The 23,587-nt window shown below is 40.9% G+C and carries 21 protein-coding genes; 11 read left to right on the forward strand and 10 right to left on the reverse strand.

Annotated elements, in window-relative coordinates; translation table 11 throughout:
• Positions 1-45 precede the first annotated feature (45 nt).
• The 4 genes from fsa (at position 46) to gntK (ending at position 5,308) form a co-directional block, all read left to right on the forward strand.
• Positions 46-714 (forward strand): fructose-6-phosphate aldolase, encoded by a 669-nt coding sequence (fsa, locus tag ACOT8F_RS04815; RefSeq protein WP_421650414.1) that lies wholly within the window; start codon positions 46-48, stop codon positions 712-714.
• Positions 715-851: 137 nt separating this feature from the next.
• On the forward strand, positions 852-2,189 hold the full coding sequence (locus ACOT8F_RS04820; protein WP_421650415.1) for a glucose-6-phosphate isomerase: 1,338 nt from the start codon (positions 852-854) through the stop codon (positions 2,187-2,189).
• A 182-nt stretch (positions 2,190-2,371) separates the two neighbouring features.
• The gene (locus ACOT8F_RS04825) at positions 2,372-3,697 is read left to right on the forward strand and encodes a GntT/GntP/DsdX family permease (protein WP_421650416.1); all 1,326 of its coding nucleotides are present in this window, start codon (positions 2,372-2,374) and stop codon (positions 3,695-3,697) included.
• Between the two features lie 72 nt (positions 3,698-3,769).
• Entirely contained in the window at positions 3,770-5,308 is a 1,539-nt protein-coding gene (gene gntK / locus ACOT8F_RS04830; protein WP_421650417.1) for a gluconokinase, read from the forward strand.
• Between the two features lie 123 nt (positions 5,309-5,431).
• On the opposite strand, the gene ACOT8F_RS04835 is transcribed toward gntK, so the two are convergent.
• The gene (locus ACOT8F_RS04835) at positions 5,432-5,746 is read right to left on the reverse strand and encodes a winged helix-turn-helix transcriptional regulator (protein ID WP_421650418.1); all 315 of its coding nucleotides are present in this window, start codon (positions 5,744-5,746) and stop codon (positions 5,432-5,434) included.
• A gap of 400 nt (positions 5,747-6,146) precedes the next feature.
• Here ACOT8F_RS04835 and ACOT8F_RS04840 point away from each other — a divergent pair, with 400 nt between their 5' ends.
• Positions 6,147-7,097 carry an aldo/keto reductase family protein gene (locus ACOT8F_RS04840; protein ID WP_421650419.1) on the forward strand — a complete coding sequence of 317 codons (951 nt, stop codon included), beginning with the start codon at positions 6,147-6,149 and terminating at the stop codon, positions 7,095-7,097.
• 69 nt (positions 7,098-7,166) lie between these two features.
• Here ACOT8F_RS04840 and ACOT8F_RS04845 read toward each other — a convergent pair whose 3' ends face one another.
• The 6 genes from ACOT8F_RS04845 to ACOT8F_RS04870 all read right to left on the reverse strand — a co-directional run bounded on the left by ACOT8F_RS04845 (position 7,167) and on the right by ACOT8F_RS04870 (position 14,090).
• A complete protein-coding gene (locus ACOT8F_RS04845) occupies positions 7,167-7,508 on the reverse strand; it encodes a YmaF family protein (RefSeq protein ID WP_421650420.1) in 342 nt (113 codons plus the stop codon).
• A 517-nt stretch (positions 7,509-8,025) separates the two neighbouring features.
• A complete protein-coding gene (locus ACOT8F_RS04850) occupies positions 8,026-8,316 on the reverse strand; it encodes a SemiSWEET transporter (protein ID WP_421650421.1) in 291 nt (96 codons plus the stop codon).
• Between the two features lie 15 nt (positions 8,317-8,331).
• Entirely contained in the window at positions 8,332-10,344 is a 2,013-nt protein-coding gene (locus ACOT8F_RS04855; RefSeq protein ID WP_421650422.1) for a beta-galactosidase, read from the reverse strand.
• Positions 10,345-10,374: 30 nt separating this feature from the next.
• A complete protein-coding gene (gene galT / locus ACOT8F_RS04860) occupies positions 10,375-11,898 on the reverse strand; it encodes a UDP-glucose--hexose-1-phosphate uridylyltransferase (protein ID WP_421650423.1) in 1,524 nt (507 codons plus the stop codon).
• A gap of 18 nt (positions 11,899-11,916) precedes the next feature.
• Positions 11,917-12,900: a UDP-glucose 4-epimerase GalE gene (gene galE / locus ACOT8F_RS04865; protein WP_421650424.1), complete on the reverse strand. Its 984-nt coding sequence runs from the start codon at positions 12,898-12,900 to the stop codon at positions 11,917-11,919.
• A gap of 14 nt (positions 12,901-12,914) precedes the next feature.
• On the reverse strand, positions 12,915-14,090 hold the full coding sequence (locus ACOT8F_RS04870; protein WP_421650425.1) for a galactokinase: 1,176 nt from the start codon (positions 14,088-14,090) through the stop codon (positions 12,915-12,917).
• Positions 14,091-14,304: 214 nt separating this feature from the next.
• Here ACOT8F_RS04870 and ACOT8F_RS04875 point away from each other — a divergent pair, with 214 nt between their 5' ends.
• Entirely contained in the window at positions 14,305-15,189 is an 885-nt protein-coding gene (locus tag ACOT8F_RS04875) for an AraC family transcriptional regulator (protein ID WP_421650426.1), read from the forward strand.
• On the opposite strand, the gene ACOT8F_RS04880 is transcribed toward ACOT8F_RS04875, so the two are convergent.
• Complete coding sequence (locus tag ACOT8F_RS04880) at positions 15,186-15,449, reverse strand: hypothetical protein (protein ID WP_421650427.1); 264 nt, start codon at positions 15,447-15,449, stop codon at positions 15,186-15,188. The genes ACOT8F_RS04875 and ACOT8F_RS04880 overlap by 4 nt on opposite strands.
• A gap of 1,027 nt (positions 15,450-16,476) precedes the next feature.
• On the opposite strand from ACOT8F_RS04880, the gene ACOT8F_RS04885 reads away from it, so the two are divergent.
• A complete protein-coding gene (locus ACOT8F_RS04885; protein WP_421650428.1) occupies positions 16,477-16,608 on the forward strand; it encodes a hypothetical protein in 132 nt (43 codons plus the stop codon).
• 17 nt (positions 16,609-16,625) lie between these two features.
• Here ACOT8F_RS04885 and ACOT8F_RS04890 read toward each other — a convergent pair whose 3' ends face one another.
• Both ACOT8F_RS04890 and ACOT8F_RS04895 read right to left on the reverse strand, forming a co-directional pair.
• Positions 16,626-17,873 (reverse strand): glycosyl hydrolase family 28-related protein, encoded by a 1,248-nt coding sequence (locus tag ACOT8F_RS04890; RefSeq protein ID WP_421650429.1) that lies wholly within the window; start codon positions 17,871-17,873, stop codon positions 16,626-16,628.
• 665 nt (positions 17,874-18,538) lie between these two features.
• The gene (locus tag ACOT8F_RS04895) at positions 18,539-19,930 is read right to left on the reverse strand and encodes an amino acid permease (protein ID WP_421650430.1); all 1,392 of its coding nucleotides are present in this window, start codon (positions 19,928-19,930) and stop codon (positions 18,539-18,541) included.
• Between the two features lie 443 nt (positions 19,931-20,373).
• On the opposite strand from ACOT8F_RS04895, the gene thiM reads away from it, so the two are divergent.
• The 4 genes from thiM to ACOT8F_RS04915 all read left to right on the forward strand — a co-directional run bounded on the left by thiM (position 20,374) and on the right by ACOT8F_RS04915 (position 23,089).
• Positions 20,374-21,198, forward strand: a complete 825-nt coding sequence (thiM, locus tag ACOT8F_RS04900) for a hydroxyethylthiazole kinase (protein WP_421650493.1) — start codon at positions 20,374-20,376, stop codon at positions 21,196-21,198.
• Positions 21,199-22,020 carry a bifunctional hydroxymethylpyrimidine kinase/phosphomethylpyrimidine kinase gene (gene thiD / locus ACOT8F_RS04905; RefSeq protein ID WP_421650431.1) on the forward strand — a complete coding sequence of 274 codons (822 nt, stop codon included), beginning with the start codon at positions 21,199-21,201 and terminating at the stop codon, positions 22,018-22,020.
• Entirely contained in the window at positions 22,017-22,673 is a 657-nt protein-coding gene (thiE, locus tag ACOT8F_RS04910) for a thiamine phosphate synthase (protein ID WP_421650432.1), read from the forward strand. Before thiD ends, thiE begins: the two co-directional genes overlap by 4 nt.
• A gap of 326 nt (positions 22,674-22,999) precedes the next feature.
• Entirely contained in the window at positions 23,000-23,089 is a 90-nt protein-coding gene (locus tag ACOT8F_RS04915) for a putative holin-like toxin (protein ID WP_421650433.1), read from the forward strand.
• The last annotated feature ends 498 nt before the right edge of the window (positions 23,090-23,587 follow it).

Here is a 23,587-nt window from a genome sequence, read left to right on the forward strand (position 1 = left end):
GTTCAATAGAGCCAAAATCTAATAAAAAAACTTGGAGGTTTTATCATGAAATTTTTTATTGATACTGCAAACATGGACGACATTAAAAAAGCATACAAAGTTGGCGTTCTTTCTGGCGTAACAACTAACCCATCTCTTGTAGCAAAAGAAGGCGTTAAGTTTGAAGACCGTATCGCTGAAATCTGCCAGGCTGTTCCTGATATTGAATCAGTATCTGCAGAAGTAACTCCAGTTGCTTTAACTGCTGAAGACATGATCGCTGAAGCAGAAGAATTGATCAAAATCAACGGCGGAGACAAAAAAATCACTGTTAAACTTCCAATGACAATTGCTGGTTTGGAAGCTTGCCGCTACCTGACTAAAAAAGGTGTAAAAACGAACGTAACACTTATTTTCACAGTTAACCAAGCTCTTCTTGCAGCTCGTGCGGGGGCAACTTATGTATCTCCATTCCTTGGCCGTTTGGATGATATCTCTGAAGATGGCGTACAGTTAGTAGCGAAAATCGCTGAATTGTTCCGCGTTCATAACTTGGATGCACAAATCATTGCAGCATCCGTACGCCACCCTGACCACGTTACTCGTGTAGCGATGGCTGGTGCACATATTGCAACAATTCCTTACAAAGTAATTGAACAGCTTACAAAACATCCTTTAACTGATCAAGGTATGGAAAAATTCTCTCAAGACTGGGAAAAAGCTGTTCAAAAATAAGAAAGCTTCCAATTGATATTGCGGAGCGCCATTTTCCCTAAACATATACATCTTTTTATTCCCCCCGCGGGATGATGTAAGGAAAGGGCGGGCGCTCCTTTTCTTTTTCTATACTGACAAATAAAGGAGAATCCATAATGACTGTTTCTTTCGATTATAAAAACACTTTATCCTTCATGAATCAAGGAGAAGTGGACAACCTTAGCGAGTATGTAAAAGCAGCACATGAAATGCTTCACAACCAAAAAGGACCTGGATCTGATTTTCACGGCTGGGTAAACCTTCCGACAGACTATGATAAAAAAGAATTTGACCGAATCAAAAAAGCTGCTGAAAGAATCCGTTCTAACTCAGACGCTTTAGTCGTTATCGGTATTGGCGGTTCTTACCTTGGAGCACGCGCTGCTATTGAAGCGCTTAGCCATTCCTTCCACAATCAAATGGATGGAAATACACAAATTTATTTTGCTGGACAAAATATCAGCTCAACTTATATCACACACCTGTTTGAATTGCTTGAAGGAAAAGACATTAGTGTCAATGTTATTTCAAAATCAGGTACAACAACTGAGCCAGCTGTTGCTTTCCGTATTTTCCGCGACTACATGGAGAAAAAATACGGTAAGGAAGAAGCGAAAAAACGTATTTTCGCTACAACAGATAAAGAAAAAGGCGCTTTGAAAAAGCTTGCTGATGAAGAAGGCTACGAAACATTTATCATTCCTGATGATGTTGGCGGAAGATATTCTGTCCTAACAGCTGTTGGGTTGCTTCCAATTGCTGCAGCAGGTCTTGATATTGATAAAATGATGGAAGGCGCACGGGCTGCACAAGAAAAATACAATAACCCTGATCTTGCTACAAACGAAAGCTACCAGTATGCAGCAGTAAGAAATGCTCTTTACGCTAAAGGAAAGACAATTGAATTGCTTGTGAACTACGAACCGGCTCTTCATTATGTTTCTGAATGGTGGAAACAGCTGTTTGGCGAAAGTGAAGGAAAAGACCAAAAAGGATTATTCCCGGGTTCTGTTGACTTCTCAACTGATCTTCACTCAATGGGACAATACGTTCAAGAAGGCCGCCGTGACCTGATTGAAACAGTTGTTCAAGTGAAAAAACCGAAAGTTGAGCTTACGATTCAAGAAGATCCAGCAAATACAGACGGCTTAAACTTCATTGCAGGAAAAACAATGGATGAAGTAAACAAAAACGCTTTCCAAGGTACAGTACTTGCTCATGTGGATGGCGGAGTGCCGAACATGGTTGTTGAATTGGATGAATTAAATGAGTACACATACGGCGAAATGGTTTATTTCTTTGAAAAAGCTTGCGGAATCAGCGGCTTGATTCTTGGAGTTAACCCATTTGACCAGCCTGGAGTTGAAGCTTATAAAAAGAATATGTTTGCTCTTCTTGGAAAGCCAGGCTTTGAAGCTGAAAAAGAAGAATTGATGAAACGTTTATCAAAATAATAATTGAGCCAGAAATAAAGATAAACACTTTTTGAACGGAACTCCTTAGGGGTTCCGTAAAAAAGATCAGGAAATAGACTGTATTCTTTTACATGAGAATGAAAAGGCTTTCTCCAGATATTGGATGATTGCTTTTTTTATGAATGTAATGTAAGGGGTTACCTAGCAAGGGAGAGAGAAAAATGGACGCATATTTGCTTCTTATAACGCTTGCAGCTATCGTCATTGTTGTTCTTGGCGTCTCATTGCTCAAATGGCATGCATTTATAAGCTTAACAGTAGCAAGCTTGTTTTTAGCTATCATGAGCGGTTTATCCCTGGATAAAATCGTAAGCGCTTATGAAACAGGGGTGGGCGGTGTTCTCGGACATTTAGTCGGGATCCTTGCTCTTGGGACGATATTGGGCAAAATGATGGCAGATTCAGGTGCAGGCATGCAAGTTGCCGATTTTTTTGTTAAAATTTTTGGTGTGAAAAGACTGCCATGGGCAATGCTGCTTTCCGGATTTATTATCGGTATTCCAGTGTTCTTTGAAGTAGGAATACTCATCCTGCTTCCGCTTGTCATCTCAATACAAAAATCATCCAAACAAAATATTCTGCTGATTGCTTTGCCGGTTATAGCAGGTCTTTCAATTGTTCATGGAATTGTTCCGCCTCATCCAGGTGCGATGGCTGCTATCGGCATTTATAAAGCAGAGCTTGGGCATGTATTGCTTTACTCATTGATCATAGCGATTCCTGCTTCGATCATTGCAGGTCCTTTATTTGCCAGATTTATTCACAAACGGGTTATCCCAAAAGGAGAACCTCAGCTTATTCGGGTGAATGTATCGAAGAAAAGCCTTCCAGGCACAGGCATTTCTTTTCTTATTATCCTTTTGCCTGTTATTTTAATGATTTTTGCAGCTATTGCTCCTTACATCCCGATGGGAGAAGGGTTGCTTAAATTCTTTGCATTTATTGGCAGTCCTGTTATCGCTCTTTTGATTGCTGTTTTTGCCGCTTATTATTTCCTTGGCTACCGGCAGGGTATGGGAAAGGATCAGATCAAAAAGCTGACAGAGAAATGCATCATGCCTGTTGGTTCCATTGTTTTAATTATTGGGGCAGGCGGAGGATTTAAACAAATCTTAATAGACAGCGGTGTCGGCAATACGATTGCAGGCATGTCAGAACATCTTGCGGTATCTCCGTTAATATTGGCATTCCTTATTGCAGGTATGATCAGGATTGCTACCGGTTCTGCTACAGTCGCACTTACCACAGCAGCAGGGATTGTTTCGCCAATTGTTGCAAACATGTCTGGTGTGAATGTTGAACTCCTTGTTATTGCAACTGGTGCGGGATCTCTCATGTTCTCTCATGTTAACGATGCTGGTTTCTGGATGGTAAAGGAATATTTGGGGTTAACAATAAAAGAAACGTTTAAAACATGGACAGTTTTGGAAACATTGCTATCCTTTATTGCATTTGGAGGCGCTTTGATCCTAAATGCATTTGTGTAAATGATATGATGAGGTAAAGGAGCTCAGGAGCCTTGAGCTTCTTTCTCTGTTTTCTTGAAGGAGGAAATTAAGATGAGTCAAAAATATGCTATTGGTGTAGACATTGGAACAACAAGCACGAAATCTGTACTCTTTTCTACAGAAGGAACGGTAATTGCTAAGCATGGAATTGAATATCCGCTCTATTCACCAACGCCGGAAACGGCTGAACAGGATCCGGAAGAAATTTTCCGTGCGGTGATCGGCACCATAAAAGAAACAATGAAATCAAGCAATATCGATGCAAGTGATGTACTATGCGTTTCATTCAGTTCCGCTATGCATAGTGTTATTGCAGTTGATAGCAGTGGAAAGCCTATTACAAAATGCATTACTTGGGCTGACAATAGAAGTGCAGAGTGGACAGAAAAAATCAAAAATGAAATGAACGGACATGAAATATACTTAAGAACAGGAACACCGATTCATCCAATGTCTCCGCTCTCCAAGCTTGTATGGCTGCGTAATGAAAAGGCAGACATTTTTCAAGCGGCACATAAATTTATTTCCATTAAGGAATACATCTTCCTTAAACTCTTTAATGAGTATGTCATTGATTATTCTATTGCCTCTGCAACAGGTTTGTTTAATTTGAAAAACCTTGATTGGGATGAAGAAGCTCTTCAAATTGCTGGAATAACTTCTGATAAACTGTCTAAGCCAGTTCCAACAACCTGTAAGGTGGAAGGCCTTGATGAGTCCTATGCAAAAGAAATGCATCTTGATCCTTCAACACCTTTTATTACTGGGGCAAGCGACGGAGTCCTTTCGAATCTTGGGGTAAATGCAATCAAGCCTGGAGAGGTAGCTGTTACAATCGGGACAAGCGGTGCGATCAGAGCTGTTACAGACAAGCCGGTAACAGATCCTAAAGGAAGAATTTTCTGTTATGCCTTGACAGAAAATCATTGGGTAATCGGCGGACCTGTAAATAACGGAGGAATGATCTTCCGGTGGGCAAAAGAAGAACTTGGAGCTTCTGAAGTGGAAGCTGCGAAGCGTCTTGGTATGGATCCATATGAAATTCTGACCGAAATTGCATCAAAGGTAAAACCGGGTGCAGACGGCCTGCTCTTTCATCCGTATCTCGCAGGAGAGAGAGCTCCTTTGTGGGATTCAAATGCCCGCGGTTCCTTCTTTGGACTTGGGCTTCATCACAAAAAAGAACATTTGATCAGAGCCGTTCTGGAAGGAGTTATCTTTAATCTTTACACAGTACTTCTTGCATTAAAAGAATTGATAGGTGAACCGAAAAAAATTCAGGCAACAGGCGGCTTTGCAAGATCACCCCTCTGGAGACAAATGATGGCGGATATATTCCATCAGGAAATCTATGTACCGGAGAGCTTTGAAAGCTCATGTCTTGGAGCGGTAATTTTAGGATTGTACGGGCTTGGAGAAGTAAAAAGCTTAAATGTGGTTTCAGAAATGGTAGGGGCTACTCATTATCATAAACCTCATGAGGAAACTGTCGATGTTTACAAAGAGCTTACACCTATCTACATCAGGCTATCACGTTTATTGAAAGAAGAGTATGCTAACATTGCAGCGTTTCAAAAGAAACGGGTATAGGTAAATGAAACAGGACCCTGAGCATATCAGGGTCCTGTTTTATCATTCGGATCTCGAGTGACCCCGCTTTATATTTAAGAAAATGGGGGAATTTCTATTTTGTTAGCGTTTTCAATTATTTTTTCATTGCATATAACTGTTTGCCCAGTCCTTAATTGGCCCGAGAATATTCCCTAAAGCAACTCCTTTTTTGCTAAGCAGGTATTCTGTCCGAATAGGACGTTCAGCAATCACATATCGAACGACAATGCCGTGCTCTTCTAATTCCTTAATCCGTTCAGTAAGCATCCGTTTGCTTAAGTCAGGGATCATTTTGTGAATCTCGCTAAAGCGTTTCGGTCCGCTGGACAACACATAAATAATTAAACCAGTCCATCTTTTGCCGATAATCTCAAAACTTCTTTCTATACAGGGCTCCAGATTGCGTTGTTCTAACATGTTTCTCACATCCTCTTATAAGATCGGAAAAATACCTTGTGTATTAATTGTAACCAAGTAAGCGCATACAATCAAGGTATAAGTTGTGAATATTATGAGAATCATTTGGCGATGACGAACACGCATGGTATCAACTGATTGAATAAGCAAAAAATTATGAAAAAAATGGCTCGTATACTATACTTTCAGTGACAGCAGAAAGCGCATTCAGAAGATTGATTTTAAAAAAAGGCAGTTTTCGCAAAGCTTGTTGTTATTCGTACTGCTTTAGAACAAGCAGGAAGATTAGCTTCGTGGTATCTTAAAATTCGCAGAAGGATCGTTTTAGGAATTCATTTATTTTGATGAAAAACTAAAAGTTTAAGAAAAGAGCCCAAAAAATAACTGGGAGGCTGGAGCAATGAAATTCCGCAAATTAGGAAGAACAGGATTAAAAGTGAGTGAAATTAGCCTTGGGAGCTGGCTTACATATGGGAATTCCACTGAAAAAGAGCAGGCATTCAGTGTTATTGAAAAAGCCTATGATCTGGGCATTAATTCCTTTGATACAGCAAATGTTTACGCTCAAGGGGAAGCAGAAAAAATTGTTGGTGAGGCGCTTAAGAAATACACCCGTGAGTCATATGTGCTGGCATCAAAAGTCTACTGGCCGATGGGAAAGGGCGTTAATGACAGAGGGCTTTCAAGAAAGCATGTATTTGAGCAGCTTCATGCAAGTCTGAAGCGCCTTGATCATGAGTACTTAGATATTTACTATTGCCATCGCTACGATCCGGAAACACCTATTGATGAAACACTAAGAACCATTGACGACATGGTAAGGCAAGGTAAAGTTCTTTATGTAGGGGTAAGCGAGTGGACTGCCCAGCAAATAGAAAAGGGACTGGGCACAGCAGATAAATATTTGCTGGACAGAATTGTTGTCAATCAGCCGATTTATAACATGCTCGACCGTTATATTGAAAAAGATGTGATTCCAGTTTCGCAGCAAAATGGCATTAGCCAAATCGTTTTCTCTCCGCTTGCGCAGGGCATACTTACTGGGAAATACAAAGCCGGCGAAAAGCTCCCGGAAGGCAGCCGGGCAACTGATCCGAAATCCAATACACACATGAACCGCTATTTAAATGACGAGGTTCTCGGGAAAGTCGGCCAGCTAGAAAAAATCGCAAATGAAATGGATGTCAAGCTTTCTCAGCTAGCTATCTCGTGGATTCTGCGCCAGGAGAACGTTGCAAGTGCTCTGGTAGGAGCTACAAAACCTGAGCAAATTGAAGAAAATGCGAGAGCCATTGATATTGAGATGAATGAGCGCCTTGTGAATCAAATTGAGGAAATTCTCGGGGCGTAATATGTGGGAGAGGCAGCACGCTTAAGTGCTGCCTTTTATAATGAGGAAAACTGAATAACTATATATTTTTTACTTATTTCCTGGGGCTGGCTGATCTACACCTCTGACATGATGCCTATGATTATCATTTTCAGAAGTGTAAAAATCATAAAAGTGAACATGCATACCATTGCCGACTGGAATAGCCGGACTGGAATAAGCCTTGTAATGATGGGTATGCCCATCTTCAAACATGACAAAGCCCTCCGTATAATGAATGTGGCTGCCATCATTTGTAGCGATCGGCGGATGTGTTACATCAAGACATTGGTGAACATGGCCATCGGCGATCGAGGTGTAATCTACCGACCCATGAGTATGATTGGGCACAAAACCTGAAACAAAATCATCTTTCCCTACCTTGTTATTCACACTATTCCTCCCTCAGGAAGCAATTTATAGGGCAAGCAGATAGTTAGTGCCTGCGATCATTTTTATAGCTCCTTTAGATTATATTTTTTATGGGCATTTTATAGAACAAACGGTAGTTTATGAGCGTGAATTCAAAGTTCATTTTAAAAAAAGGGGTTTAGGCGCTTGATCGACTCTTGTATTGGCATCATTGGAACCACCCCTACTCGAATAGATTATCTCCTTTATAAAACAAAAAAAGCCAGATCCCTTAAAAAGTAAGGGATTTGACTTCTAGTAGTTTAGTTTGGTTAAAGTTATTGGTTTCATAGCACTAGGCTGATTGAAACGGAAGGTGCGGGACTCCTGCGGGATCAGCGGGACAGGTGAGACCCCGCAGGCAATTAGCGCTGAGGAGACTCACCGCTCGCCCCGCGGAAAGCGAAGCATCCTGTAGTGGAAATCAGCCGGCCAATTTAACAAAGGCAATCCTTTAAAGACTTTTTCAGTGGCCTCAATAAATCCGGGGAGTTTTTCATTATCCTGCTTTTGGAAGCTCGTCTTTTTCTCTCTTGCTGTAAACAATTTTTAATGTGAGAATAGTCACTGCGAAAATGAGTGTTACCAGATTGGCTGCAATAATAGGAACATCTGAAACACATATACCATAAATCAGCCAGAAGAAAACGCCGGTTGTAAAGAGGCTGTACATCCAAAAAGAGATCCCCTCTGTGTTTTTTTCTTGGACGGTTTTAATTGCCTGCGGCAGGAAAGATAACGTCGTGAGTATTGCAGCCGCATACCCGATAAGTGAAATCAAAGGTACCATTCCCCTTTGCGCCTACTATTTTTTCTTTGTTAACACTCTTGTTTCTAAAGGCTGAAGGGTCATTTCACCAAAAAAGGCTTCATCTGACGCTGCGTCCATCCATTTTCCATCAGGAAGCGATAGAGCGGAAGTGTTTTCTGTGGAATGGTTCATAACGCATAAGTAGACCGCACCATCATTTTCCCTTTTAACAAGCTCTGTTCCATTCTGTGTTTCTGTAAAGCTTACGCCTGCTTCAGAGAAAATGCCTTTATAAAGTGTATGAAGAAGAGCTTCATCAACTGCTGATCCAATATAGTAAACTGTGCCTTTGCCGAATTGGTTTTTTGTTATGGCTGCTGTGCCCTTGTAAAAGCTTCCTGCATATTCAGCCAGTACTTCAGCGGTATCTGGCTCAATCAAATCACACCAAATAAGTGCTTCTGATTCTGTTCCTTCAAGGACTGAACCACTTTTACCAGTAATCTTATTTGATTGGCCGCTTTGAAGTGATTCATATTCATGGATTTTTATTCCTGTCATTTCAGCTAAAGCACCAGGCAAGGTTTCCCCAATAACAAAATTATTTTGCTCTTTTACACCCGAACGGTAAGAGAAAATAACAGTTCCTCCCTTTTCTGCATACTGGCGGATTTTTTCGTTAAAGGCCGGGTTTGTTAAGAAATAAACAGGTACAATGACTGCTTTATAACCTTCGAGATTGCTGTCTTTGCTAATAATATCTGTCATGGCATTCAAACGGTGAGCAGGGGAATAATAGCGCATAAACTCCTGCTTATGGTCAAAAGCATTGCTTTGCGGCTGAATCTGCCACGCCCATGCATTTTCAAGATCATAATAAGCGGCAACTTCCGCTTTATAATAAGAGCTGATCCAGTCATCTCCAAACTTGTTTAAGGATTGAATAATTTCTTTTACTTCATTAAATTTTCTTTTTGGAAGGCCATCGTGATCCAAAATGCCGTGACAGAATTCCTCTGTTCCAAATTGAGCCGCGCGCCATCTGAAATAAACGATTGCTTCCGCACCTCGGGAGATGGCCTGATAAGTCCATAGCTTAATATGGCCTGGTCTTGGGAGATAGCCGATTTTGCTCCAGCCTTGAGCTCCTGACAGTTCTTCCATTACCCAGAAGCCTTTTCCATCTTTTGTGCCGCGGCATAAATCATGCTGGTGGGCAATAGCAGCAGGTGTAATTGGTTCAGCCAGTCCACCCCAAACAGGGTAATTATCAAAGGAAACAAGATCAAGGTCTTTAGACATTTCCCATTGATTGATCGCCTGGTCCGTGTAGACGAAATTGTGGGTAATAAACTGATCTTCTTTTGCAAAGTTTCTCAGTATTTCGGTCTGCAGTTTGTTATAACTTGTATAAGCGTCGGCACAAAAACGGTTAAAGTCAAGCAGCAGGCTAGAATTATGCTCCTGATAAACCTTCCGGGGAACAGGAATCTGCTCCCATTGTGTGTAGGTCTGGCTCCAGAAAACGGTTCCCCATGCTTCATTTAATGACTCAAGTGTCTGATATTTTTCTTTCAGCCATTGTTGAAAAGCTTTTTGGTCTGCTTCTCCGTAGCTTCGGTCTGATTTTTCATGGCCATATTCGTTATCCGTCTGCCAGCCAATCACATGCTCACTCTGGCCGTAATGTTTCACCATTTCTGTAACGATCTTTTTCGTGTATTCTCTATAAATCTCACTATTTACAGTATAGTGACGCCTTGCTCCAAATGAAATCGTTACACCATTCTGGTCGACCGGCAAAATTTCGGGGTGCTTTTTAATCAGCCAGGCAGGAGGTGTAGCAGTAGGCGTTCCCAAAACAATTTTAATGCCGTTTTGCGTTAAAAGATCGATGGCTCGATCATAGAGGGAGAAGTCGAACTTGCCTTCCACAGGCTCCATCAGCTGCCAGCCGAATTCTGCCAGCCGAACGACATTTACTCCCAATTCTTTCATTAATCTGATATCCTCAGGCCACCTGGATTCAGGCCATTGTTCCGGATAATAGTCTACACCGATAAACATTTCATCCACCTCCCTTGTGACAGTTCTCTCTTAGCTGCTGATATGCTTGATAAATGTACTGAAAGAGTTCCGTCCTTGCTCATTCCGTTTGTAAACGCCTGCATGTTCAAGAATGACAGCAAAAATTTTTCCGAGCTCCATTTGAATGATTTCGTAGGCATTCTCTGCAGTAAGAGTGGAATGTTCTTTTTTAATTGAAAGGGCCCAGTCCAAATGCTTGCTGATTTCTCCATTATTACTAATGATCTCATCAGCATTTTCTTCAAATATCACTTCTGAAAGCTGCTTCATTTCTTCCACAAGACGTCCCGGCAAAACAGCGAGACCCATTACTTCAATCAGGCCGATATTCTCTTTTTTAATATGGTGAACCTCTTGATGAGGATGGAAAATACCCATCGGGTGTTCTTCACAAGTCCTGTTGTTGCGAAGAACTAGATCCATTTCAAACCAATTGCCTCTCTTTCTCGCAATCGGAGTTATCGTGTTATGAGCTTCTTCACCTGTAAAAGCGAGTATTTCTGATGAAGGATCAGAATAGGCCCGCCAGCTTTTTAAAATGTGATCGGATAAGGAAATCAGATCCTTTTTGTTTTCACTCTGCAGCCTGATCACAGACATTGGCCATTTGACAATTCCTGCTTTTACGCCAGGGAAGGAGCGGAAGGAAAATTCCGTTTCGATTTCCGCTTTTGACATAGGGAAGTCATGATGGCCGCCCTGGAAATGGTCATGGCTCAAAATAGAACCTCCTACGATAGGAAGATCCGCATTCGAACCAATAAAATAATGGGGAAAGGTTTCTGTAAAGTCCAGCAGTCTTTCAAACGTTTCTTTTCCAATTTTCATAGGGCGGTGTTCACCCGCAAGAACAATACAGTGCTCGTTGTAATAAACGTATGGTGAATACTGCAGAAACCACTGCTCCTGATTTAATGTAACAGGAAGAATCCGATGGTTTTGACGCGCCGGGTGATTGACTCTTCCTTCATACCCGACATTTTCTTTGCAAAGAAGGCATTTCGGATAAGAGCTTTCCTTCAAATTTCTGGCCGCAGCAATAGCCTTTGGATCCTTTTCTGGTTTAGACAGATTGATGGTGATTTCGAGATCGCCATATTCTGTTTGCGCAAACCAGTGCTGATTTTTTGCAATCCGATTTGTGCGGATATAATGAACATCTTTGGAAAATTGATAAAAATGGTCTGTTGCAAGCTTTATATCCTGGTTATAGGCTGTTTCTCTAAAACGTCGGATTACTTCAGTCTGTGATGGGGTAAGGCATCCCATTAATTTTGTATCGAAAAGATCACGGTAGGTTACTGTGTTCTCCTCCAAAAGCCCATTCTCGGCTGCATATTCCAGAATTTTTTCGAGCAATGGAACTGGTGTGTCATAGGATTCTTTTGCTTTTGCGGTTTCTTCCATGTCATCAAGCTTAAGGGCTTCAAGCAATTTATTTCTGGTAAGGTCAATATCCCACTGAGTAATTAATCCTTTATCAAGGCCATATTGCACGAGCTCTTCGATATGCTGATAAATAGCGGCTGTCATGCTTTTCCCCCCAAATGCTTAATATCCGTTCGGATGTTCCTGAATCCAGTTCCAGGCACTTTCAATCATAGTTTCAAGTGCTGCATACTTTGGTTTCCACCCAAGCTCCTGCATTGCTTTTTCAGAGGAAGCGACAAGCTTCGCAGGATCTCCTGCCCGTCTAGGTGCTACTTCAGCCGGAATGCTGTGACCGGTAACTTTTCTTGCCGTATCAATAACTTCTTTAACAGTAAATCCGTTTCCGTTACCAAGATTGTATGTACCGCATGTGTTATCCTTCCGCAGTTTCTCAAGAGCCAGGACATGGGCATCAGCCAGATCTGTAACATGAATGTAGTCCCTGATGCAAGTGCCGTCATGTGTGTCATAATCATCACCAAAGATCATGATTTTGTTTCTTTGTCCAAGAGCTACTTGAAGAATAATCGGAATTAAATGTGTTTCAGGCTTGTGGTCTTCACCTAGTTTTCCTTCCATATGAGCACCCGCAACATTAAAATAACGAAGAACAGTATATTTTAAGCCATGTGCTTTTTCTGACCATTTCAGCATTTTTTCAATAGCCAGTTTTGTTTCACCATATGGATTAGTTGGTTCTGTAGGATCTGTTTCAAGGATTGGCACGTTTTTAGGTTCACCGTAAGCTGCAGCAGTGGAAGAGAAAACGATTTTTTTTACATCGTATTGTTTCATTGCTTTTAACAGCTGCAACGCACCGTAAACGTTATTATCGTAATATTTCAAAGGCTCTTCCACGCTTTCCCCGACAAGGGAGTCAGCCGCGAAATGCATCACTGCTTCAATGTCATTTTCTTCAAAAATCTTCTGTAAAAATGGTTCGTCCCGAAGATCGCCAGTATAGTGCTTGGCTTTTTCCAGAATGGCCTCTGGATGGCCTTTTTTCAGGTTATCTGCTACAACAACCTCTTCTCCTCTGTCCAAAAGCTCTGATACTGCATGGCTTCCAATATATCCCGCACCGCCGCATACTAAAATTGCCATCGTTCTTCTCCTCCTTATATATCGAAAATTTCTCTTGCGCCATTGCCGACTTCTACAACATAGAAATCAGGCGTTAGGTTCGTTTCTGCTTCATATGCTTTTCCTGCATTTTCGAGAAATGAAGAAACATAGTCTTTTTTCACAATACTGACTGTACAGCCGCCAAACCCTGCTCCGGTCATTCTTGAGCCGATAACTCCAGGCTCTTTCCAGGAAGCTTCCACCATGCTATCCAGCTCTTTGCCCGTTACTTCATAATCATATCTCAAAGACTCATGAGATTCATTCATAAGTTGTCCAAATCCTGCAACATTGCCTTCTTTAAGCAGCTGAACGGCCTTTAAGGTGCGCAGGTTTTCATAAACGGCATGCTTTGCTCTTTTTCTGTCTGTTTCATTTGTGATCAAATGCTGATGCTTCAAGAATTCTTCTTTTGATAAATCACCAAGTGATTGAATCTCAAGAACCGATTGAAGCTGCAGGAGTGCCCGATCGCATTCGCTTCTCCGCTCATTATACTTCGAATCAGCAAGCGTTCTTCTTTTATTCGTATTGGCGATCACGAGAACAGCATCATCCAGTTCAAGCGGACTGTAATGGTATTCAAGTGTTTGGCAATTCAGGAGAACCGCTGACTCATCTTTTCCCAATCCGATTGCAAACTGGTCCATGATCCCGCTTTTAACACCGATATATTCGTTTTCTGCATGCTGGCTCATTTTGACCATCTCTATCATGTCAACGCCGGCACGGCTTAGCTCATTAACAAGCACAGCTGTAACGAGTTCAATTGATGCTGAAGAAGAGAGCCCTGCACCGTTAGGGATATTGCCGTAATAAAGAATGTTCATACCTTGATTAATTGCAATTCCTTTATCTGCAAACTCCTTAATAACACCTTTAGGATAGTTCGCCCAATCATGTTCTTTATTATAGGAAAGATCGTCAAGGCTGAATTCAATAATGCCAATCTCTTTAAAATTCAGGGAGGTTACCCGAAAGAGACGATCCTGTCTGTTTTCCGCGATTGCATATGTTCCAATATTTAATGCGCAAGGAAAAACGTGTCCGCCATTATAATCAGTGTGCTCACCAATCAAATTGACGCGGCCTGGAGCGTAAAAAGCCCTCTCATTATTTTGGCTTTCAAATGTTTCACGGAATATTTTTCTTAAACTTTTTTCCATCATCGTATCACCTGCAAATTTGGCTTTAAATTTCTTAAGTTATTATTGTAAACGGATTCATCATCACATCCTTATTGTAGTTCGATTTCATTTGCCGGGCAATGGTAAAATTAATTGAAGAAAATAGCTTTTTTTTGCTAATGTTAACGTATAATCTTGTAGATAAAAGAGATAACATTCCTTTTTCTACGAAAAATTTGCTGTAAGGCAGGTGGTGATGATGATTAGAAAAACATATGGCACCGTTGCCTTTCGTTTTAAAGAGCCTGCAGTTAACCGTATTGCTCAGCTTTGGTCTGTAGGATGGGATAAACATTCTTCAAGTATTTATTCCTGGGATGGTCTGGAACGGAAGGATATGGGGAAGGTTATTTTTCAATATACTTTATCCGGAAAAGGGGAAATTGAAATAGAAGGAAAGGTGCACCGTCTTCATCCAGGGCATGCTTTTCTTGTGAAAAGCCCAAGCGAATACCGATATTACCTTCCTAAAGATAGTGAAGAGTGGGAATTCATGTATTTAACGCTTTATGGCGATGAGGCAGAAAAATGCTGGAGGACTATTCAAAAGAATGGTCTATCGGTCATACGGTTTCATCCGGATGCTGCGCCGATTCAAGCACTGCAGCAGATTCTGGAGGAAGCCAGCAGCAAAAAAATCACCAATGCTTTTAGGGGCTCCAGTCTTGCTTACCAATTTTTAATGGAACTTTATGAGTACGCGGCAAGTATGGATTCAAAAATGGAAGAGTGGCCTGATGACATTGTGCGTTCAGCACTTTATGCGAGGCAATATTTCAGGGAAAATATAGGACCTGATAATATGGCGGAGGTTTCTGGCCTATCCAGATACCATTTCGTAAGAGTTTTTAAACAGACTACAGGAATGACGCCGATTCAATATTTGACCAAAATCAGAATTCAAAAAGCGATTGAGCTTTTGAATCATACAAAGTATTCCATTGAAGAAATAGCCAGAATGGCCGGGTATACGAGTGCTAATTATTTGAACAAGGTCTGCAAAAAAGTGACCGGATATTCTCCAGGGGAGATTAGAAAAAACAAACTGGACTGGAAGGATGATTTGCCTCCCATCCATTAGTCATGCTGTTTCTTATCAATTTCGATCGTAAGAGAACCTTTTGAATGCATGATTTTCATGCTGGTCCCAGGAGCCATAATATTTTCCATTATGTCTTTAGCTGTTTGGAGAGCTAGTTCCATTCTGCCAAGTTTCTCGGTTTCTTCTATAGAATAGGGGCTTTGTTTTTCTTCAGTGATCAATTTTAGAATTTTCTCATGATCGTTATCAAGCTTTTCATAAATGTCATCATAAAGCTTTCCAACAGAGGTTTTTTTCAACTAAATCACCTGACCGTATTATTTTCCTAAAGGAATGATTGTCTTTTTTTGCTCTGATTTTATTCCTTTTTTGCTTTTATTATAACAATAAATACTTTGCAGATCATCATTCCGTTAGGCTCTTTTCTTAAACACTATTGCTTTCCCAGCTATTTTAGATGATTGCGCACCAATATACCGCTGCGAATTTTAAGAAAAGATGCCACGAAGCTTATCTTCATGCGTGTTTTAACCATATACAAGCAGCATCAATCTTTTCGAAAACAGCCTTTCTTATACATTAAGAAACCAGATAATGTTTGAAGTTTTATTGAAGAATCCCTTTTGCAGCGATGCAAGGCCACTGAAAAAGTCTTTAAAGGATAGCCTTTGTTAAATTGGCCGGTTGATTTCCACTCCAGAATGCTTTGCTTTCCGCGGGGCTGCGGTGATCCTCCTCTGCGCTAATGCGCCTGCGGGGTCTCACACCTTCCGTTTCAATCAACCTAGTGCTATGAAACCAAATACGGGTATGATGTAGCCACATTCTCAGGTCTGATTGGATGGAAATGCAAGGAGCCATGGCCATATTTACCGTCAATCTAAAAAGAATCCTGAAGCTGGTGGGAATAGGGTAAAAAAGAAAATGGAAAACATGAAAAAAGCCGTACTTATTCCAAATATATGGAATAAGTACGGCTTTTTTGTATTTAGGGCTACCAGGAAATCAAAAAACCGGCTGATTTTCAGTGGCCTCCAGCGATGCAAGAGGGATTTTTCATGGGATAAAATATATTATGATTTCTTTTTGAATAGCTTTGAAAAAAATTGGCCGATTTTTTTGCTGAACTTTTTGAAATCCTTTAGAAAAAGCTCCATTCTCCAGCTTCTCTTGTTCTCTACCATTCTCCATTGATACCTTTTAAAATGAGTTTTTGGCAATTCTGGCCTGACCGTGTCTTTCAACTGAAGCACTACTTTACTTTTTTTACTTATTTTCATAATAGCTCCCTTTCTTTTAGGCTATGCGTAACAGAGCTTTCAAAGCATGCTATTAATGTATGCCGATATGAAAGCGAGGAAAACGGTAGATGACCAGTTAACAGAAAAAAAGGTACATGCCTTTAATGAAGAGGCACAGGGTTTCTTACCAGAAATAAAAAAAGAAGCAGCAGAATAATCTGGTGCTTCTGAAATCTATTCACTCGCCATTTGAGAAGGGTAGGGATATTGATAATCCTGAACATTGATTTGTTTGTTGTCCTTCACTGTTAGATCAGGGATGCCATGCTCGGCATAAACTCCATATCTTCCATTTATAAAAACATTGTTTGAAACAGTAAAGTCTTTAATATTGTCTTTAGCATTATTGGTGATAGCGACGATATCAGAGTTTTTGTAATTGCCTTTCTTGCCATTTTTAATAAAATTGTTAGTGATTTTAATGTGGCTGGCGTTAGCTACATCTATAATCCGCTGATAATTTCCCTCACCGCTTATCGTGTTTTTTTCAATTGTTACATAATTGGCATACGCGGAAATAGCAGCCCACATATCATAATCATTTGTTTCTTTATAGGTGGAGTAAAAATTGTTTCCGTTAAAGTTATTATAAATTTTGTTTCCTTTAATCAGCGCACCTGGAGATTGAATTTTGATCGCTCTTTTAAACGTATAGCTAAAAGAGTTATTCAATACTTTCAGATTGACTTTGTTTTTGAAGCCCTGTACAACGATTCCATCTCCATCATCCTTAGGACCAATATTTCGGAAAGTCGAATGAGAGATCGTGACGTTTTCTGTATCGGGCTGCTTGTTTGATTCAGGACTGATCAGTATACCTCTTGCAACAAAATGGTCCCAGCCTTTAATAGGGTGCTTGGCTTTTACATTCTGAATGCTGCTCTTATCAATCAATACATCTTTGACGCCGCCTTCTATTCGGACCCCGCTGACGGTTAAGCGGGATAGCTCAATTTTTTTAGGCTGGGTGAAATTATGTATCAGGCTGTTTTTAATGGTTATGTTTTTGGAGCCTTCCGCAACTGTAATTCCTTTTAGGGAAGTGTAACGGCCATCAATGGTTAAATCATGAAGATGAATATCTTCACCTTTAAGCTGGATAACACTGTCGAGGCTGTGTGCAGCCTGCAATTCTGCATCTTTTCCGAACACCTCAGTGCCATCTGTGACTTCCAGTTCTCTTGAAATCTTGTAGTTTCCTTTAGGAAAGTAAATTTTACCTCCAGCTCCATCTGAAAGAGCTTTTTGGATGACCTGGGTGTCATCTTTTTTTCCGTTTCCTGCTGCTCCATATTTTTTCACATTAATTACTTTTTTGCTGTTTATGGGGTGTGATATTTTTTTATCATTCTTTACAGCAAAATAAAAAGCGAAAAAAGCGGTAAGGACGATTAACACGGCAATTCCGATTTTTTTATACACGGGAGATCTCCTTACTAACAATTAAGCTGGCCAAGTTGTTCATTTGGTTTGCCTCCTTAAATAAATTGTGACTTATCTTTGAATCTTTGAAAGTGGGATCGATTTCAGTATTATTTCCTTTCCCTAATCCTGCACCAGGAAACTAGGCGTTTTGCCGCCTGTCTTTTGGTTCATAAAAAATTATTCTAGATCCTTCTTAAGACTGTAGCCTAGGAAAGGCTCTGTTAAACTTGGCTGTTGATTGCAGCTAGCCAGGCACTCAAGCTTTAGCGGGGTTACCTTAGAGCCTCCCCGTCGCTTTGCTCCTGCGGGGTTTCCCTTAACACGCTTTTCTAAGCAGGAGTCTCAGCACCCGCTCCAATCAACAAGGTGTAAAAATCAACATAAAGCATTAACAGAGCCTAGGGAAAAGAGAGCTGTTTAGATGAAAAGAGGAGAGTTAACACCAAATAAACTCCTGTATAGCTGTTTTTAGATTTTATACGAATGGCACTCTACCACTCTAACAAAGAATAGTATGAAAAAAAAGCTGCCATCTGGCTCAGATGACAGCTAATTATATTTGCTTAGGGTGCTTTTGATATGCTTAATGACAATTTATTTCCCTAAAATTGGCAGATGGTATTTTTACTAAATCCATTAATATTTAGCATAAGAGACTTTGCTTATTCTCTTGCTAAATTGCTTTTCCGTCTTCCGTAAAACCAATAAATAATCATTCCGATAACCATCCATATGACAAATCGGATCCAAGTAATTGGAGGAAGGCTGATGATGAGATAAAGAGAAAACAGAATACCCACCACAGGAATAAACGGTACCCATGGGGTTCTGAATTTACGCTCAAGTTTTGGCTGTTTCACCCTTAATACGATAATAGAACTGCAAATCAGGACAAATGCTGACAGGGTACCAATATTGACCAGTTCTGCTACTTCATTAATCGGTGTAAAACCAGATACTGCTGCAGTAATAATTCCTATGATAACGGTAGGCCTGTAAGGAGTTTTGTATTTTGGATGGACTTTCGTAAACCATTTTGGCAAAAGCCCGTCCCGGCCCATAGCAAACCAGATTCTGGATCCGGCAAGCATGAAGGAAAACAGAACAGAAAGGATCCCGGCAACTGCTGCAGCAGAAATAAGAATGGTCATCCACTTTAACCCGGCTGATTCAAAAGCAGCAGCTACCGGAGCAGGGTTACCCAGTGTTTTGTAATGAGCCATACCTGTGATAACAAGTGACATCCCTATATATAATACAAGAGCGCATCCAAGAGAAATGACAACAGCTCTCGGCAAATCGCGCTGCGGATTTTTTGCTTCCTCAGCAGCAGTTGTTAATGTATCATACCCAAAAACCGCAAAGAAAACGAGGGCAGCACCTCCCATAACTCCTTGGAACCCAAAAGGCATAAACGGATTCCAATTTGCAGTATTAATATGAAAAGCTCCCACTGCAATAACAACTATGATGACTGCTAGCTTGATAACGACCATTGCCGAATTGAATTTAGCCCCTGTTTCCATTCCTCTTGTAAGTAAGGCTGCAATGGCGAGACTGACAAGGACTGCGACTAAATCGACCATGTGTCCATCACCTGTACCTGGAGCTCCTTGAGCCCATGCAGGAATAGCCAGCCCAATCTGTTTTAGGAGCGCCTGCATGTATCCTGACCAGCCAATGGCTACGGTGGCGACGACGAGTGTATATTCGAGCAGCAAATCCCAGCCAATTAGCCAGGCTGCTCCTTCTCCAAGAACAGCATAGCTGTATGTGTATGCGCTCCCGGCGACAGGAATTAATCCAGCAAATTCTGCATAGCATAAAGCTGCAGCAGCACTAGCAAGGCCAGCAATAATAAAGGATAAAACAACGGCAGGACCAGCCTGATGCGCAGCGGCCTGTCCGGTTAAAACAAAAATTCCGACCCCAATGATGCCGCCAAGGCCAATAGCACTTAATTGCCAAAGATTCAGAACGCGTTTTAACCCTGAACTTGTCTCACCCTCCTGCTGCAATTTTTGGATTGATTTTCTTCTTAAAAAAGCGTTCATACAATTCCCCCTAATTGATGTAAATTCTTATACTTAATTCTTTTCAAAAGAAAAGAACCAGTAACCTTCCATTTACTAATGCCAGTGAGGATTTTCACTCTTTGTTAAATCAAGTATAACGAATTTTTCCTAAATTCAGAAATATTTTGTCAAAAAAAAGACTCAATCTTGCATTTTTTACTCTACTCTTGTAAACTACTAACAAATAAATCGGGAGCTTGCGGAAGCAGGCTGAGAGTACGGCCATTCTGCCGTAGACCGCATGAACCTGTTGGATAATGCCTGCGCAGGGATGAGACTCATATCTTTCGTTTCATTGATTTCTAATGATACTAAAGACACTTTGCTGCGGTGAAGTGTCTTTTTGCGTTTCTTTTCACTATCAATACGAATTCATTAGGAACATGCGCTTGTATTTTTTTAAAAATGAGGAGGATATGATGATGAAATTAGAAGAAGTGTGTAACAGCCTTGAAAAAGTGAGAAAAGAAAATCCGCTGATTCACAATATAACGAATATTGTCGTTGCAAATTTTACGGCCAATGGTCTGCTTGCTCTAGGCGCATCACCTGTTATGACCGATGCAAAAGAAGAAGCTGCTGAAATGGCTGCAGCATCCAGAGCACTAGTGCTTAACATAGGAACGCTATCTGAGGATACTGTTGAAGCAATGATTTTAGCAGGGAAATCAGCCAATCAACACGGAGTGCCGGTCATCCTCGATCCTGTTGCTGCAGGAGCAACAGCCTATCGAAGTGGTACAGCACGTAAGCTGTTACAAGAAATAAAGATTACTACTATCAGAGGGAATGCAGCTGAAATGGCCAATTTGGCTGGAGAAGACTGGGAGATCAAAGGGGTAGACGCAGGTGAAGGTAAAGGCGACAAAATAAAACTTGCTGAGAAAGCGGCAACAGAATTAGGTATCAATATAGTAATTACAGGCAGTGAGGATATTATTACAGATGGCAGGACAACGATTGTGGTCAAAAATGGCCATTCAATGCTCACAAAAGTAACAGGGACAGGCTGTTTGCTGACTTCTGTACTTGGGGCATTCTCGGCTGTGGAATCAGATCCTCTTAAAGCCGCCGCTTCAGCTCTTATTTATTATGGCACTGCAGCAGAAAAAGCTGCCGAAGAAGAAGCTGAAAAAGGGCCGGGCAGCTTTCAAATTGAATTTCTAAACCAGCTGGCACTAGTTTCGCGGGCTGATGTTATGAAACTGGGAAACTTTCAAATTACGTTTAAGGAAGGAGCCAGATAAATGAAAATCTCAAAAGCATTGACGATTGCAGGATCTGATTCAGGAGGCGGAGCCGGAATTCAGGCGGATTTGAAAACCTTTCAGGAGCTGAGAGTATATGGTATGTCAGCCATTACAGCGGTTACCGCACAAAACACATTAGGGGTGCATGGAGTTTATCCTCTGCCTGCTGAAGCACTTGAACAGCAGTTAAAAGCGGTTGGTGTTGATTTAAAGCCTGATGCGGTTAAAACGGGCATGCTTTTCAATACTGAAATGATTTTATCAGCAGCTAAAATGCTGAAAGAATATCAATGGAGTAATTTGGTGATTGATCCTGTGATGATTGCTAAGGGAGGGAGTCCATTGCTGAAGGAAGAAGCAATGGAAGCTTTGAAAACAGAATTGATTCCGTTGGCAAAAATAATTACCCCAAATATTCCTGAGGCGGAAGCACTGACAGGTGAAAAAATAACCAATATAAGTGATAGGGAAAAAGCCTGTTTAGCCCTTCACGAAATGGGAGCAGATCATATTATCATTAAAGGCGGGCATAGCGAAGAACAAGAGGAAGCCATTGATGTTCTATATGATGGGAAAGAGTTCTCTCATTTTAGCTCTAAACGAATTGCCACAAAACATACCCATGGAACAGGCTGTACCTTTTCAGCCGCTATTTGTGCAGAGCTTGCAAAAGGGAAAAGTGTTATGGAAGCTGTACAGACAGCTAAGCAGTATATCCAGGCCGCGATTGAATTCACTCTGGAAATTGGAGAGGGACACGGCCCAACCAATCATTGGGCTTATCAGCACTTGAGAAGCGAGGGAGTGATTGGCGGTTGACTGAGAAACTGAAAATAAGAGATTGCCTAAAAGTCTATTTTATAGCAGGGACTTTAAACTGTGAGAAACCGCTTAAAGAGGTGCTGAAAGAGGCACTGACGGCTGGGATCACTATGTTTCAATTCCGGGAAAAAGGCAAAGGTTCCTTGCAAGGGGCTGCAAAAGAAAAGCTTGCGGCAGAGCTTTTCGAAATGTGCAAAGAAAATGGAGTTCCTTTTATTGTGAATGATGATCTGGAGCTGGCAGTGAAAATCGGTGCAGACGGTCTTCACATCGGGCAGGAGGATGCGGCTGCCATAACAGCAAAAAATGAAATGAAAAATAAATGGCTTGGGGTTTCCGTTCACACTGTAGAAGAGGCAAAAAAAGCTATTGAGGATGGAGCAGATTACCTTGGCATAGGACCTATATTTCCTACTGACTCAAAAGATGATGCTAAGGCTGTACAAGGGACTTCTCTTATTGAAAATCTGCGTAAAATTGGAATCAGTTTCCCGATCGTCGGCATAGGCGGTATTAATGAGCATAATGCTGGTACGGTAATAGAAGCGGGAGCAGACGGTGTTTCAGTTATCTCGGCAATCAGCAAAGCACCTGATATAAGGCAATCTGTAAAGCAGCTGAAACGGGAGATCTTAAATAATAAGGGATAGGCCAAATCTTTATGATTTGGTCTTTTTTTGTTATTTAAAAGAAGGGAGTAATCTTTGCATAGATTGTAAATCTTGAATTGGAAAGTAATTAGATTCAAATCAATTGATTCCTATATTTGGACAGTAAAACCCGGGGTTAGGCTTGAAGAACTGACTGTTTAGCTAACTGAACCCCGATTTCAGCCAGTTAACAAAGTCAAGTCCACAATCTTTGAAAGATAGGTAAAAGGTTTCATGAGGGATTATGATATATTGATAGGGTACAATCAGGTTAACTCAAGGGTGGAAGGTTCCGGATAATCCCCTCTATGAAAGGGGGTGGGGCCTTGACAGTTTATCAAGCGATGCATTTGATGATTGGGTTTGCAAGTCTTGTCGTTGCAATCTTGTCATTTCGCGGTAAAGATAAAAAGTAAACCACCCTTGAGCTTGGCGGCAAAGGGTGGTTTTTGGTAATTCCATTTTTTGTACAGCCTTCCCCCCTTGAAGGGAAGCCTGACTGTATATGAGCCCCTTAGGTGTTAGCGCACCTTTGGGGTTCTGTTATTATTCTGTGCTTTTATCACATTGAATATAACATAAAATTGGCAAGAAGTCACTTTGAGCTGGTCTTAAAGAATGCGAAAGATGCTTTTGAAACTTCATGAATGATAGGAAAACCTTATTGAATTGGGCAGTGATCGAAAGTTCATAAATTATCTATGCATCTTTTCTTAAAATTTGCAACTGTATTCTTGTCCTATATTCACTTAAATGGATGAAAAAACAAAGTTTAAGAAAAGAGCCTTTATGAAAAACGTCAATTTTCCTCAAAATAGAGGAATAATCGGCGAGAAAAAACTCCGAAAAAAACAATTTCTTTATTTTGCTAGCATGTTACCACTTTACCAAACTAAAATATTTCGCTATAATAG

The sequence above is a fragment of the Chryseobacillus diguaensis genome, assembly GCF_049220665.1.
In the GTDB taxonomy this organism is placed as follows: Bacteria; Bacillota; Bacilli; order Bacillales; family Bacillaceae; genus Metabacillus_B.